Origin of the sequence: Zobellia laminariae (genome assembly GCF_030553095.1) — a bacterium.
Classification (GTDB): domain Bacteria; phylum Bacteroidota; class Bacteroidia; order Flavobacteriales; family Flavobacteriaceae; genus Zobellia; species Zobellia laminariae.
On the sequence record NZ_CP130738.1, the window covers coordinates 381,789 to 397,109 of the forward strand.

Annotated in this window: 7 protein-coding genes, 2 tRNA genes and 3 pseudogenes; 5 read left to right on the plus strand and 7 right to left on the minus strand. The window is 37.0% G+C overall.

What is annotated here, in order from left to right:
- Positions 1-64: 64 nt before the first annotated feature.
- From Q5W13_RS01980 to Q5W13_RS01995, 4 genes and pseudogenes are all read right to left on the minus strand, one after another.
- Entirely contained in the window at positions 65-1,318 is a 1,254-nt protein-coding gene (locus Q5W13_RS01980; RefSeq protein WP_304445217.1) for a site-specific integrase, read from the minus strand.
- Between the two features lie 222 nt (positions 1,319-1,540).
- A tRNA-Pro gene (locus Q5W13_RS01985) sits at positions 1,541-1,615 on the minus strand.
- Positions 1,616-1,690: 75 nt separating this feature from the next.
- A tRNA-Ser gene (locus Q5W13_RS01990) sits at positions 1,691-1,778 on the minus strand.
- Positions 1,779-1,962: 184 nt separating this feature from the next.
- Positions 1,963-4,013 (minus strand): annotated as a pseudogene (locus Q5W13_RS01995) (HD family phosphohydrolase).
- Between the two features lie 121 nt (positions 4,014-4,134).
- On the opposite strand from Q5W13_RS01995, the gene Q5W13_RS02000 reads away from it, so the two are divergent.
- Genes Q5W13_RS02000 through Q5W13_RS02005 form a run of 3 tightly spaced genes read left to right on the plus strand, consistent with a single transcriptional unit; the run spans position 4,135 to position 6,084 of the window.
- Positions 4,135-5,307, plus strand: coding sequence for an acetyl-CoA C-acyltransferase (locus Q5W13_RS02000; RefSeq protein WP_304445218.1), 1,173 nt, complete (start codon positions 4,135-4,137; stop codon positions 5,305-5,307).
- A gap of 25 nt (positions 5,308-5,332) precedes the next feature.
- Complete coding sequence (locus tag Q5W13_RS24530; protein ID WP_368662403.1) at positions 5,333-5,458, plus strand: hypothetical protein; 126 nt, start codon at positions 5,333-5,335, stop codon at positions 5,456-5,458.
- On the plus strand, positions 5,455-6,084 hold the full coding sequence (locus Q5W13_RS02005; protein ID WP_368662404.1) for a C40 family peptidase: 630 nt from the start codon (positions 5,455-5,457) through the stop codon (positions 6,082-6,084). Before Q5W13_RS24530 ends, Q5W13_RS02005 begins: the two co-directional genes overlap by 4 nt.
- 84 nt (positions 6,085-6,168) lie before the next feature.
- On the opposite strand, the gene Q5W13_RS02010 is transcribed toward Q5W13_RS02005, so the two are convergent.
- Both Q5W13_RS02010 and gyrA read right to left on the minus strand, forming a co-directional pair.
- Positions 6,169-7,431 (minus strand): tetratricopeptide repeat protein, encoded by a 1,263-nt coding sequence (locus Q5W13_RS02010; RefSeq protein ID WP_155597342.1) that lies wholly within the window; start codon positions 7,429-7,431, stop codon positions 6,169-6,171.
- Between the two features lie 43 nt (positions 7,432-7,474).
- Entirely contained in the window at positions 7,475-10,015 is a 2,541-nt protein-coding gene (gyrA, locus tag Q5W13_RS02015; RefSeq protein WP_155597343.1) for a DNA gyrase subunit A, read from the minus strand.
- A 245-nt stretch (positions 10,016-10,260) separates the two neighbouring features.
- Between gyrA and Q5W13_RS02020 the strand changes: the two are divergent.
- Both Q5W13_RS02020 and Q5W13_RS02025 read left to right on the plus strand, forming a co-directional pair.
- Positions 10,261-12,808: pseudogene (locus Q5W13_RS02020) on the plus strand (ATP-dependent Clp protease ATP-binding subunit).
- Between the two features lie 202 nt (positions 12,809-13,010).
- Positions 13,011-13,412 carry an STAS/SEC14 domain-containing protein gene (locus Q5W13_RS02025; protein WP_155597345.1) on the plus strand — a complete coding sequence of 134 codons (402 nt, stop codon included), beginning with the start codon at positions 13,011-13,013 and terminating at the stop codon, positions 13,410-13,412.
- Positions 13,413-13,494: 82 nt separating this feature from the next.
- Here the strand turns inward: Q5W13_RS02025 and Q5W13_RS02030 are convergent.
- Positions 13,495-15,049, minus strand: a pseudogene (locus tag Q5W13_RS02030) (NAD(P)H-hydrate dehydratase).
- Positions 15,050-15,321: the final 272 nt, after the last annotated feature.

Sequence of the window (15,321 nt, forward strand, 5' to 3'; positions counted from 1 at the left end):
CAGAAGCAGTAGATGTATCCACTTCATAAATATTGTAGGATTTCTATGAATTACAACCATATTTCTAACCTACATTCTGTAGATTTTGATGCTTAATTTTAAGTTTACTTTTTAAGACTGCAACATCTTCACTTATTTTTCGCTCCATAACCCGAGCATATATTTGAGTGGTAGATAGCTTTTTATGGCCCAATAATTTTGATACGGTTTCAATTGGCACTCCATTGGCCAGCGTAACCGAGGTAGCGAAAGTATGACGAGCAACATGAAAAGTAATATTCTTATAAATTTTACATTTCACTGCAATACGCTTCAGGTATTCATTACACTTTTGATTCGCATAAACGGGTAGCAACAGGTCTTCATTTCTTCCATACAGTTTACCACTATATTTTTTAAGTATCTCCATTGCCTCATCCAACAAAGGAACTTTAACTGATGTATTGCTTTTTTCACGGCTGGTAAAAATCCAATTATCCCCATCAATGCCTAGAACTATGTGTCCGGGCTTTAGTTGTTTGACATCTATGTAAGACAGTCCGGTATAACAGGCAAAAACAAAAATATCTCGAACCCTCGACAAACCAATATCTTTTAAATCCAAATCTTGGATAGCCGACAATTCTTCAATGGTCAGGAATGCCCTATCAAAAGGATCAAAACTAGCGGTAAAAAAAGTAAATGGGTCCTTCTTTAAACATTCAAGTTTCACGGCAATGGTGGTCATTTTCTTAAAGCGCTCCATATGCTTCATGATACCATTGTTATTCAATGGTTGTGACTTGATCAAAGGCGGACACTTTCTTAGGTAGTTTTCAAAACCCAGTACAAAAGCATAGTTGATTTGACCTAGTCGAATATCAGTAGTTTTGAACTTGCTCTTTACATATAAAAGAAGATACTTCTCGGTAGCACCATAGTTTTTTGCCGTACCTGGATCAAGTTTCTTTACTTCATTCTTTTGGTGGTATTTGAATAAGTCCTTTAAAGATTTTAAAGGCGTATCTTCCCCAGTATATCTTAACTTAACAGCTTGTGAAGTAAGAAACCGCCCCTCTTGTACAAGTTCCATTTTGCATTGGCATAGATCCTTGTAAACCTCATCAAGAGTTTCATTGATAACTTTTGCATTTTTTACTTTCGGGTTTACCCGACCAGCATCTGAATTCCAAACTTCCTCCAAAGTAGCTTCTTTGGCACTTAAATCAGCGCGGAGTCCATCAACAACGATTCGTGCATAAATAGGAATAGAACCATCTTTTCTGCGAGATTTCTTTTTAAGAAAAAAATAAATATTAAAAGTGTGTCGTGTTTTCATCACTTTCGTTTTTAAGGGTTAGTAAATCCGTTAAACGAAAGTCAAATCGCTGTGAAGTCAATTGCGATAAGAAGGTACTTTTACTAGGTCTTTTAAAATAGGACACCTAATAGGACACCTTTATACATGGTTTCAAAACTATTCAAATGAAACCAAGAATTATTTAAACTCTTGGTTTTCATAAGATTAGTACTAATTTGGTGTCGTTTGACACCATTTTTGTCGGGGTGGCAGGATTCGAACCTGCGACCTCCGCGTCCCAAACGCGGCGCGATAACCGGGCTACGCTACACCCCGATAATATGGTTATCTTCTTTTATTCACTACTTGAGAAATATTTTCTGCCCTCGCAATTTGCTTTGACAGCTATTGCGGAGAGACAGGGATTCGAACCTGGGTAAGTGTTTCCACCTACGACGATTTAGCAAACCGTTCCTTTCGGCCACTCAGGCACCTCTCCAATAATCTCTTTAAAGAACTTAATTTTAGCACCGTTAGGTGGTTAAAATTGCGGTTGCAAATGTATATTTTAGTATTCAATTTCACAACTATTTCTTTCATTTTTTTCAAGAAATTTAAAACTATTTTAAATCGGCATTTAAAAAAAATAAAATAGGTAACATTTGAACTTTCCTACCACCTTATCATTCAGGATATTCCACTCGCAAATGATAAATATTTATCAATTTTTGTTTGAAAATCTTTTTTATCGCTTCAATCTCTTTGAAGGTAATATTCGCATTTAAAAACTGCCCAGCGCTCATTTGTCCCGCTACAATTTTATCTACAAAGTCTTCAATAATTCCAGAAGTTGGATTTTTTAAACTTTTGGAGGCCGCCTCTACGGAATCTGCCATCATAAGTATTGCCGTTTCTTTTGAAAAAGGTATTGGTCCGGGATATCTGAAATTTGCTTGATCTACGTCCTCATCTATTTCTTGTTGTTTTTTATAAAAGTAATAGACTAAACTAGTACCATGGTGAGACCTTATAAAATCTATAACACGATCTGGAAGTTTGTTTTTCCTAGCCAGTTCAATCCCATCAATAACATGATTGATAATTATTTTAGCACTCTCCTTTGGAGCCAACTCATCATGCGGGTTCACATTCGTTATCTGGTTCTCTGTAAAATAAGTTGGGTGGTTCATCTTACCAATATCATGATACAGGGCTCCTACCCTAACCAACATAGCATTAGCCCCTATTTCATTGGCTGCTGCTTCCGCAAGATTCGCTACTTGCAGGGAATGATGAAAAGTACCTGTGGGGCTTTGTTAGAGAGCTCTTTTAATAGTTTGGAGTTGGTATCCGACAATTCTAGTAGAGAGACATCAGAGACCAGCCCAAAGACCTTCTCGTACACATAGATCAACGGTTGAACAAAGAGCGTAATCATTCCGTTTAATAAGAACAGTCCTAAAGTAAACCATTGTATATTATCTAAATTGCCTTCATGTATGATATGAAAAGCCAAATACCCCACCACATATATCAACGTAATCTGACCGACAGATATAAAAAGGTTCGCCCTTTTATATAATTCGGAGACCGTTAATATGGTGACAATACCAACTATTATCTGTAGAAAGATATATTCGAAACTGTTAGGCACTACAAAACCCAATATAAGCACGGTTAGCACATGAACAAAAAGGCCTAACCTTGCATCAAAAAATGTTTTGAGTACCAAGGGTAAAATACATATGGGCACTACAAATACAAAGGCTTCGTCATATTTAACCACCATGGTGGTGACGAACACCATAAAAAGAATATTAAAGAATATAAATGTAACCTTGGTATTGTTCTCAAAATCATCTTTTCTATATTTCTTAAGAAAAAGAAAGAGCATCATAAGCACCAATGCTACAAGAACAGTATACCCAAAAAGTATAAAGTAATAGTTCTTGGCTGTCCAAAGTTCAGACTCAAACTCTGCTTTTAACGAGTTTAAAATAGTTAGGTTCTCCGCCTCAACGACCTCCCCTTTTGCTATTATAAGTTTTCCCTCATCTACTGCCCCCCTTGTATGCGATATACCTGATAGCGCTTCGTTTAAAGCTCTTTCAGATAAATTTTTATCATAAATGATATTAGGCTTAACAATATCTAGAAAGAGATCTTGGTATTCACGCACGTAAGTGACCAAATCTTTTTCTTCAAGTATTTTCTGAAGTCCCTCTCTTAAATTTCTAATTTGAATAAGACTACTTAACTGAACAGTTTCCGCCTGATTATCTCTCACAAGATAGAGTTGGTCTTTAAGCCTTCGCTTATTTGACTGGGCTAGAATTCCGTTTTTGTATAATTTTTTAAGAATATCTTTTCCTGCAGAATCCAAAGCTTCCAAGGCACTTGCACTAAATCTTTCACCTGTAAATACCTCATAAAATTTCTTTTCATACTCCTTGCTAACCGCATCTTGTACAGAAGGATCCAACCGGTAATAATCTATTTGATTATTAAGAAATTCGGCCTTTTCTTTCGAAATATCTTCATTGTCCTTCTGAATCGAAAAATCAAAGGGGGCATACAAATTTTCGTATTGCCAAGGTTTCCCTTTTTGAAATTCATATTTAAATTTTCCTCCTTTTGGAAAAAAGAAAACAATACAGGCAACCGATACCAAGTATAAAAAATACTTATATAGAAGCGATTGGTTTTTAAAAACTTTATCCAGAATATTGCGCATGGGCTTGGTATCTGAGTCAAAAATAGAAAATTATAAACTTCCGACAGGCTTTTCTATAAACAACGAAATGTATTGCCTATTAATTTCTTAGTTTTGCAAGACGAGAAACTCATGCTTTAATATGAAAAATGTAGTTATAGTATCTGCCACAAGAACCCCTATTGGGAGCTTTATGGGAGCTTTATCCACAATTCCAGCCCCAAAACTTGGAGCTGCGGCCATAAAAGCGGCACTTGCAAAAATAAATCTTGACCCAAAATTAGTTGACGAAGTCATCATGGGCAACGTGGTTCAAGCCGGAACAGGCCAAGCACCTGCCAGACAAGCAGCTATTTTTGCAGGAATACCGGACAGTGTACCGTGTACTACTATAAATAAGGTTTGTGCTTCGGGCATGAAAGCAGTTATGCAAGCCGCTCAAGCAATAGCTTTAGGAGATATTTCAGTTGCTGTTGCAGGAGGAATGGAAAATATGAGTCTTATTCCTCATTATGTACATATGAGAAATGGACAAAAATTTGGACCTACTACTCTGGAAGATGGCATGCAAAAAGATGGTCTTGTAGATGTTTACGACCAAGAAGCCATGGGCGTCTGTGCCGATGCCTGTGCTACGGAGTATAATTTTAGCCGTGAAGACCAAGATAATTATGCCATTCAATCCTATAACCGTTCTGCGGAAGCATGGAAAAACGGAAAATTCACTAATGAGGTTTCTCCTGTAGAAGTACCTCAACGCCGTGGAGAACCTATCATTGTTTCTGAAGACGAAGAATTCAAAAACGTTAGAATGGATAAAATTCCAGCGTTACGCCCAGCATTTTCAAAAGACGGTACGGTTACCGCAGCAAATGCATCTACTATTAATGATGGTGCAGCTGCGCTAGTATTAATGAGTGCAGAAAAAGCGGAAGAACTAGGTTTAAAACCTTTAGCTACTATAAGAGGTTATGCTGATGCAGCTCAAGAGCCAAAATGGTTTACCACTGCACCGGCAAAAGCTCTTCCCAAAGCAATTGCTAAAGCTGGTATTTCAATAGACGATATAGACTTTTTTGAATTCAATGAGGCTTTTTCTGTGGTTGGGTTAGCCAATATGAAATTATTAGGATTAACTGACACCAATGTAAATGTAAACGGCGGTGCTGTTTCATTAGGACATCCTTTGGGTTGTTCAGGTGCACGTATACTTATTACGCTCCTTAATGTTTTAGAGCAAAATAACGCAAAGTTAGGGGCTGCCGCAATATGTAATGGCGGAGGTGGCGCTTCTGCAATAATTGTAGAACGATAAAGAATACCTTCACTCAACCAACCATATGCAATACGGTATTTGTCCCTTAAGTATAGTTTCCGTTCGCGTAAATGCCGATGAAACATCAGAAATGGTTTCTCAACTGGTATACGGAGAACACTTTAAAGTCTTGGAGCGCAGGAAAGTATGAGTCGCATTCGCGTTGCTTTTGATAAGTTTGAAGGATGGGTGAGCAATCATCAGATGAACTTAATATCGGAAGAAGATTATGATTCTATTGAATCTTCTACTGATATTGGCTACACATCAGATCTCATTTCTTTTGTTGAAACTGAAAATTCTATACTATTACCCGTTATCATGGGATCTTCTACCTGTAACTGTGCTGTCCTTTCACACACTTTTGATGGTAAGACCAACGGTAACAAAAAGGACAAAACAGAACTTATACAAACTGCTTTACTATACCTAAACGCACCTTATTTATGGGGAGGCAAGACTCCTTTTGGTATTGATGCTGCAGGGTTTACCCAAATGGTTTATAAGATTAACGGATATCGTTTATTAAGAAAAGCCGCAGAACAATCTAAACAAGGCCATGCTTTGAGTTTTATAGAAGAAACTGAGGCAGGAGACTTAGCTTTTTTTGATAACAATGAAGGCGAGATATACCATGTGGGTATCATTATGGAAAACAACTACATTATTCATGTAGACGGAAAAGTACGAATAGATCGTATTGACCATACCGGCATATTCAATACTGAAATAGGCAATTACACACACAAACTAAGGGTCATAAAACAAATCGTTTAAACCCAAACTGATATAAAATAAAGCAAATAAAAAATCCCCTAGGAAATTCCTAGGGGATTTTTTTATAATTATGTTATCGGCAAATTACTCGCCTAACAACTTTTTAACTCTTAAGAAGTTATCATTGTCTCCCATTGCGCCATAGATATTTTTTAATTGAGTTAAGATACCTTGGTTATCAGGATTCAATTTCAACGCATCTTCCAATACAGTTGCTCCTTCTTTGAAAAGGTTATCTTTCTTTTCTTTCAACTCATCGTAACGAGCAATATCTTTTTTGGAGTTACCCAAAGAGTTCATCTCATCAATAAGACCATTACCTTCGTTTACATAAGTTGTAGAAAGGTTTAATTGTGCGTTAGTGTACCCAGGATTGATTGCTAAAGCTTTCTTGTACGATTCTCTAGCATCTTCCAAATTACCTTGCTCCATGTTAATCACACCAATGTTATAATGCAAATCTGGATTGTCCGGTGCAACAGATGCAGCTTCAGCCATTAAAACTTTAAACTGGTCTTTATCGCCCATTTTATAGTATAAATTAGCTTCGTTCAAGATTAAGTTAACATCTTTAGGATCGTTAGCTCTTGCTGCTTTGTAAGCTTCTAAAGCTTTATCATCCTGACCCAATTGAGTATAGATCAAAGCTGTATTCTTAACGATTTCAGCTTTTTTAGATGGAGATTTCTCATCTTTAGGATCTTTGTAAGTTCCTGACTTCACCATTAAGTCTCTCTGAGTCTTATCCATCTCTTCTTCTGTACCAGTCTCTACGTTAGTAGCCTTGTAAATAACACCACTACCGTCATAACCAATCTCTTGAAGTTCGTTATAGTAAGTTAATGCTTCCTCATAATGACCACCATTTACAGCACTACTGGCTGCATAATAAAGGTAAGAAGTATCTTTTGGGCTAATTTTATAGCTTGTATACAACTTCTCAGCAGCTTCTTTAAACTTTTTGTTACCGTTATCCTCTACTGCAGAGTTTACTAAATCGGCACTTAAGGCAGACATGTGCTGTTGAGTTTCATCGGAATACTTTTTCTTTCCGCTTGCTTCCTCAACTGCAATCACTTTTTGATAAGCATCTGCGGCTTTTTGAAAAGCACTTGCATCACCTTTTTTTGCTAAATCTGCATAAGCCTTACCACTTACAAAGTAATATTGTGCCTGCAACTTTGGGTCTGCTCCTGATATAGAACCAGAAACCGCTTCTAGTGCACTACTAGCTGATGCGGCATCGCCGGCTTTCATAGCCTTTTCGGCTGCTTTTATTTCGTTCTTCTGTGCGAATCCTACCATGCAAAAACAAAGGCTCGCGACTATTAAAAATCTACGTTTCATTTTCAAATTAATTAAATATTAGTGTTATAATTATGGTTCAAATTTATTCTTCTTCTGTCCCTTCTGCCTCATCATTATCAAGAGCCGTGCCACCTTCTTCGGCGTCCACGTCTATATCTAATAGATCAGCCTCTTCCAATTCATCTTCATCCTTCATGACCTTGGCCACAGCAGCAATAGAATCATTACCCTTAAGGTTGATCAAACGCACCCCTTGAGTAGCTCTTCCCATAACACGAAGATCTTCAACACTCATACGAATAGCGATACCTGATTTGTTGATAATCATCAAATCATCTGAATCTGAAACATTTTTTAAAGCAACAAGTCCACCTGTTTTCTCCGTAATAGAAATAGTTTTAACTCCCTTACCACCTCTGTTCGTAATACGGTAGTCATCTATATTAGATCGTTTACCGTATCCATTTTCAGAAACAACAAGAAGATTTTCTTCCATATCATGAACGGACACCATACCAATAACCTCATCGTTATCGTCGGCTAAAGTAATACCGCGCACACCAGAAGCATTTCTACCCATTGGTCGCGTCTTACTTTCTTCAAAACGTATAGCCTTACCAGATTTTAAGCCTAAGAATATTTGGCTTGCACCAGTAGTTAACTTTGCTTCTAGCAACTCATCGTCTTCGCGAATACCAATGGCATTAATACCATTTTGTCTTGGACGTGAATATTGCTCTAAGCTTGTTTTCTTGACCACACCTTTTTTGGTAGCCATAATAACGTAGTGACTGTTTACGTATTCTTCGTCCTTAAGGTCTTGAGTACAGATAAACGCCTTAACGTTATCATCTTGCTCAATATTAATAAGGTTCTGTATTGCCCTACCTTTTGAAGTTCTACTACCTTCCGGTATTTCGTAAACCCGCATCCAGAAACATTTCCCTTTCTGTGTAAAGAAGAGCATGTACTGGTGGTTGGTTCCTATGAACAAATATTCTAAGAAATCTTCATTTCTAGTGGATGATGCTTTTTGACCAACGCCACCTCTGTTTTGTGTTTTATATTCGGAAACTGGTGTTCTTTTAATATATCCGGCATGCGAAATAGTAATCACTACTTGCTCATCGGGAATCATATCTTCGATACTCAAGTCCCCTCCGGCCAAATTAATTACAGAACGACGCTCATCACCATATTTTTCTCTAATCTCAACGAGCTCTTCCTTAATAATATCCATTCTTCGCTCTTTTCTAGCCAAGATGTCTTTAAGGTCTGCTATGGTCAAAATAACCTCATCATATTCAGCACGTAATTTGTCTTGCTCTAGACCCGTTAACTGACGAAGTCTCATTTCAACTATCGCTTTTGCCTGAATCTCGGTAAGCTTAAAGCGCTCCATTAAGTTTTCCCTAGCTTCATCTGCATTAGATGACGCTCTGATGATAGCAATTACTTCATCAATATTATCGGAAGCAATAATTAAACCTTCTAAAATGTGGGCGCGAGCCTCAGCTTTCTTGAGTTCAAATTCTGTACGTCTTACCACTACTTCGTGACGGTGTTCCACAAAATAGTGAATCATCTCTTTTACGTTCAATAACTGCGGGCGACCATTCACCAACGCAATGTTATTAACACTAAAAGAGTTTTGTAATGCCGTATACTTATATAAGGTATTAAGAACGATGTTTGGAATGGCATCTCGTTTCAAAATATAAACGATACGCATCCCGTTTCTATCCGATTCATCCCGGATAGTTGATATACCTTCTATTTTCTTTTCATTAACAAGATCGGCAGTTTTCTTGATCATATCTGCCTTATTGACCTGATATGGAATCTCGGTAACCACTATACACTCCCTGCCTTGAACCTCTTCAATAATAGCCTTAGCTCTTATCTTTACTCTACCTCTACCGGTATGAAAAGCTTCTTTAACGCCTTCATAACCATAAATGGTACCACCTGTTGGAAAATCCGGTGCTTTAATATAGGTCATGATTTCATCAATCTCTATATCATTGTTTTCAATATAAGCGATAGTACCGTTCACTACCTCTGTAAGGTTGTGCGGCGGCATATTGGTTGCCATACCTACTGCAATACCTGAAGCTCCGTTAATCAACAAGTTGGGTACACGAGTAGGAAGAACCGTAGGTTCTTGCAAAGAGTCATCAAAGTTTAATTGATGGTCTACAGTATCCTTATCTATATCCGCCAACATGTCATCGGCAATTTTTCGCATCCTTGCCTCAGTATAACGCATAGCCGCAGGGCTATCGCCATCTACCGATCCAAAGTTACCTTGCCCATCTACAAGCATGTAACGTAAACTCCACTCCTGAGCCATACGAACCATAGAGTCATAGACGGACGTATCACCATGAGGGTGGTACTTACCTAAAACCTCACCTACAATACGTGCAGACTTCTTATGAGAGCTACTGGAACGAACTCCAAGTTCATGCATACCGTACAATACCCTTCTGTGAACGGGTTTTAGTCCATCCCTGACATCAGGTAAAGCACGTGACACAATGACTGACATCGAATAGTCGATGTAAGCAGATTTCATTTCGTCTTCGATGTTAATCGGGATCAATTTTTCTCCTTCTGCCATTTTTAAATCCTAGAATTACTTTAGTTAAAAAACATGCCAATATACGTAAAATGATAGCCTTTAAAGCACATACGGCTTTCTTTATTAAACAATTTATCAACACTTTTTTTTACACTAAAAATTGCCGGTTCTCTTTTATACCTATTCCTTTTTCATTATTTCGGGATACTTTATCTAATATTAGGTACACTATTTGCGTTAGATTGGTATAGTTTTAGTAATTTTATAGATGAAAGGATAAATTTATGGATGATAATTTTTCACCGAGAGTAAAGGACGTAATTGCTTATAGTAAAGAGGAGGCGCTACGGTTAGGCCATGATTTCATTGGTACCGAGCATCTAATGTTGGGGCTTTTACGAGATGGTAACGGCAAAGCAATTAGTATTCTTGACGCTATGGAGGTCGATTTAGATCATCTTAGGCGAAAGGTTGAAATACTTAGCCCTTCCAACCCAAACCCGAATAGTTTACAAAAAGATAAAAAGAACCTGCATTTGACGAGGCAGGCAGAGCGAGCCCTAAAGACTACGTTTTTAGAAGCTAAGCTTTTTCAAAGTTCCTCGATCAATACTGCACATTTATTATTATGTATTTTGAGAAATGAAAATGACCCCACCACGAAACTACTTCACAAACTGAAAGTAGATTATGATGGTGTAAAGGAACAGTTTAAATTTATGATTACAAGCGACGATGATATTGTAGATGCACCAACTTCCGAATCGTTTCCTAGTGAAAACGACGATAACGAGGGTAAAGAAGGTAGCTTTGGAACTGCAGCCGGACAAAAAGGCAACAAAAAATCAAAAACACCTGTACTTGACAACTTTGGTCGTGACCTAACACTTATGGCGGAAGAGGACAAGCTTGATCCTGTAGTTGGTAGAGACAAAGAAATAGAGCGTGTTTCACAGATTTTAAGTAGAAGAAAGAAAAACAATCCTTTATTAATAGGTGAACCTTGGTGTTGGTAAAAGTGCTATTGCCGAAGGTTTGGCACTACGTATTATAAATAAAAAGGTTTCACGTATCCTATATAATAAAAGAGTTGTAACTCTTGATTTAGCTTCTTTAGTGGCCGGTACTAAATACCGTGGCCAGTTTGAAGAGCGTATGAAAGCGGTTATGAACGAGCTTGAAAAGAATGACGATGTTATTCTTTTTATTGATGAAATCCATACCATTGTAGGTGCCGGTGGTGCCACAGGTAGCTTAGATGCATCAAACATGTTCAAACCCGCCTTGGCAAGAGGTGAAATTCAATGTATTGGAGCTACTACGTTAGATGAATACCGTCAATATATAGAAAAAGATGGTGCACTAGAAAGACGTTTCCAAAAAGTTATTGTAGAACCTACAACCGTTGATGAGACTATTGAGATTCTTCATAACATTAAAGCAAAATACGAAGATCACCACAATGTAACCTATACAGATGAGGCGATTATTGCCTGTGTTAAGTTAACCAACCGTTATATGACGGACCGTTTCTTACCGGACAAAGCTATTGATGCCCTTGATGAAGCTGGTTCTCGTGTTCATATTGTAAATATGGATGTTCCTAAACAGATTCTAGAGCTTGAGAAAAAGCTTGAAGATGTTCGCGAATTGAAGAACAGCGTGGTTAAAAAGCAGAAATACGAAGAAGCTGCCAAACTACGTGATGATGAGAAACGTCTTGAAAAAGACTTGGCTTCAGCGCAAGAAAAATGGGAAGAAGACAGCAAATTACATAAAGAAATAGTTAGTGAGGACAATGTTGCCGATGTTGTTTCTATGATGAGCGGTATTCCCGTAAACAGAATAGCACAAACAGAAAGTAATAAGTTAGCAGAACTTCCTGACCTTATTAAAGCCAATGTTATTGGTCAAGATGAAGCGGTTGCTAAGGTTGCCAAGGCAATTCAAAGAAACCGTGCCGGACTAAAAGATCCGAACAAGCCAATTGGCTCGTTCATTTTCTTAGGTCAGACCGGTGTTGGTAAAACTCAGTTGGCCAAAGTATTGGCACAACAACTCTTTGACTCTGAGGATGCGTTAATACGTATTGACATGAGTGAGTACATGGAGAAATTCGCTATTTCTAGACTAGTAGGTGCACCTCCGGGATACGTAGGTTACGAAGAAGGTGGTCAGTTAACTGAAAAAGTTAGACGTAAGCCTTATTCTGTTATTCTATTAGATGAAGTTGAAAAAGCGCATCCGGATGTATTTAATATGCTGTTGCAAGTTTTAGATGATGGTTTCCTTACGGATAGTCTAGGACGAAAAATAGACTTTAGAAATTCTATTATCATTATGACTTCTAACATTGGAGCCCGTAAATTGAAAGATTTCGGTCAAGGTGTTGGTTTTGGAACTTCAGCAATGAAATCTCAAGAAGATAGTCATCAAAAAGGAGTTATAGAAGGCGCTCTTAAAAAAGCATTTGCTCCCGAATTCTTAAATAGAATTGATGACGTTATTGTTTTCAACTCGTTAGAAAGAGAAGACATACACAAAATTATTGATATTGAACTTCGTAAGTTGTTCGCAAGAATCAAGGATATTGGATATGAGCTTAACTTAACGGATAAGGCCAAAGACTATATTGCAGACAAAGGTTTTGACAAACAATATGGTGCCAGACCTTTAAAAAGAGCTATTCAAAAGTATATTGAAGATGCTTTAGCCGAAGAGATAGTAAACTCCAAACTTGAAGAAGGAGATACTATCCTTATGGACCTAGACGAGAAGAAAGAAGAACTTACAATTGAAATTAAAAAAGCAGAAAAATCTTCTAAATCATAAACTTAACGTAAGAAATGTTAGCAAAGGGAGTCAATTAAATTGACTCCCTTTTTTCTTATGATAAAATTTCAAAGTAAGAAACACTACACAATACTATTCTACCAATAGCACTATAAACGATATTTACGCTTTTAATCTATTATTTTTCACAATAGATAACGATACATCTACATTCGTCTCAGGACATTATAATATATTTAAAATGAAAGTGAGACGACCAAAGAAGACTATTATAGTCAGGGAGTATCAATTAGATGTTGGAAAAATACAGGTTTACGAAAACTATATGGTTTCGCTGTTTGATGAAGGGGCAACACTTACATTAGAGAGAGTATACCAAATAATAGGAATTTCAGAAATTCATTTCAGGGATAAAAACTTTGGCTATATAAGCCTGAGAAAAAATTCTTATGCCGTAGACCCTACTATTTACACCTATTTGAGACAATTAGACAACCTTAAAGCATTAGCTATTGTTTCCGTAAAAGAAATAGATATGCATAACTTTAAGATTGAAAAACTTTTCTACAAAAAACCAATGAAATTCTTTATTGAATTTGATAATGCCGTTACATGGGTTAAACGACGTGTAAAAGCTAAATAGAATTACATAACTCTACCAAAAACAAAAAACCTCAAGATTTCAAAGTCTTGAGGTTTTCGTTTTTCTATACCTTATCTAAAGTCTATTCCGGCGGTGCTTCATTTTCGTTAACCTCAGATCTACTTTCTGGTTGGGTAAATAAATCTATAAAAGCGGACCCAATACCATCAATAACATTAGATGCCGTAAGTGCCTTGGTAACCTGTTTTATCAACAGCTATATCTCCTGCTCTACCATGTAAATACACTCCAAATGCAGCGGCATTTAAAGGACTATAACCCTGAGCGATCAATCCTGTTATCATACCAGTTAAAACATCACCAGTGCCAGCTGTTCCCATTCCTGGATTACCGGTTGTATTTACATAGCCCTTTTCATCATAAATTGTAATGGTATGCGAACCTTTTATTACCAAGATACAATCGTACTGCTTTGAAAATTTCTTGGCCTTATCCAACTTATCAAAATCATCTTTCCACTTCCCTATTAGACGTTCCAATTCTTTTGGATGCGGCGTTAATACACTTTGAGCAGGAATCTTTTTAAGTAAGTTTTTGTTTTCCGAAAGGATATTAAGCGCATCTGCGTCAATAACCAAAGGCTTTTTGTTTTTATCTAAAAACTCATCTAATGCTTTTACCGTACTCTCATCTTTTCCTAATCCAACTCCAACACCTATTACGGTTGGATTAATCTCAAAATCAATTTTAGTAATATGTTTTTCTTCGGCATCGGTTAAGACCATTGCTTCTGGAAAACCTGTTTGAAGGGGAATATATCCGCATTTAGGAACATATGCCGTAACCAAACCACTACCCGTTTTTAAACAAGCTTTAGAAGCCAAATTAACCGCTCCTATCTTTCCATAGCTACCTCCTATTATTAGACCGTGCCCATGAGTGCCTTTATGCGAGAATTTCTCCCTCGGAATATAAACGGGAAGCATTTCATTTTTACTTATTAACTCATACTCCGTTTCCGTAGTTGCTAGAAATTCAGGATCAAGGCCAATATCTAAAGCTTCCCATTGTTGGGTAAAAATTCCAGTTTCTGGCAAGAAAAAAACCAATTTTGGAACTTGAAAACTTAATGTATGGTTTGCTTTTACTACCGCCTTTTCATCTTTTTGAACCTTATCCGTAAATAACCCTGATGGAATATCCACAGAAAGCACAAAAGCTTCCGATTTTTGAATATGCTCAAACAAGTTAACAACCCAAGAATCGGGCGCACGGTTCAAGCCAATTCCAAAAATAGCATCTACCACAATATCTTCACGACCTATTTCAGGTAAAACCGAATTTTCTTCAAGAAATTCGGGCCATACCTTTCGCTCTTTTAACCGATCTAGGTTTACTAAGAAATCGTCAGAACGCTTCTTACTATAGTTTACAACGTATACGGCTATATTGTAACCATGTTCTTGTAAATGACGAGCCAAGGCAATACCATCACCTCCGTTATTACCAATACCACAGAACAAGTGTATTTTTACCGGTCCTCCTTGAATTCTAAAATGTAACCAATTAAAAAGTTGAACGGCAGCACCTTCCATTAATTCATTACTAGAAATATTATTCTTTTTTATTGTCGCCTTGTCAGCTTCATAAATTTGCTTTGCAGAGAAAATTTTCATGTATAAGATTGTAGAATTATCTAGTTTTTAAATATGCTCTTAGTTGTTAATTGTTACTTCTGTATTAAAATCAAGGGTTTACAACCATAAATCCTTGCATAAATCTCACAAATATTTGAATAATGTAAGTAATTAACATTAACGCTCAATAACTAACAACAAAAATTTGATTAAGAATCCAAAAGTACTACTTTTGATGCTTTCATTTTTACTATGTATCAGCATATCGCCAACATATCAACTGAATTTTTCTTCACGACCAATGGTTCAAT

Coding starts and splice junctions, on each gene's coding strand:
- Q5W13_RS01980 (WP_304445217.1), bottom strand. CDS start 1,318: ATGAAAACACGACACACTTTTAATATTTATTTTTTTCTTAAAAAGAAA.
- Q5W13_RS02025 (WP_155597345.1), top strand. CDS start 13,011: ATGAAAGTGAGACGACCAAAGAAGACTATTATAGTCAGGGAGTATCAA.
- gyrA (WP_155597343.1), bottom strand. CDS start 10,015: ATGGCAGAAGGAGAAAAATTGATCCCGATTAACATCGAAGACGAAATG.
- Q5W13_RS02010 (WP_155597342.1), bottom strand. CDS start 7,431: ATGAAACGTAGATTTTTAATAGTCGCGAGCCTTTGTTTTTGCATGGTA.
- Q5W13_RS02000 (WP_304445218.1), top strand. CDS start 4,135: ATGAAAAATGTAGTTATAGTATCTGCCACAAGAACCCCTATTGGGAGC.
- Q5W13_RS02005 (WP_368662404.1), top strand. CDS start 5,455: ATGAGTCGCATTCGCGTTGCTTTTGATAAGTTTGAAGGATGGGTGAGC.
- Q5W13_RS24530 (WP_368662403.1), top strand. CDS start 5,333: ATGCAATACGGTATTTGTCCCTTAAGTATAGTTTCCGTTCGCGTAAAT.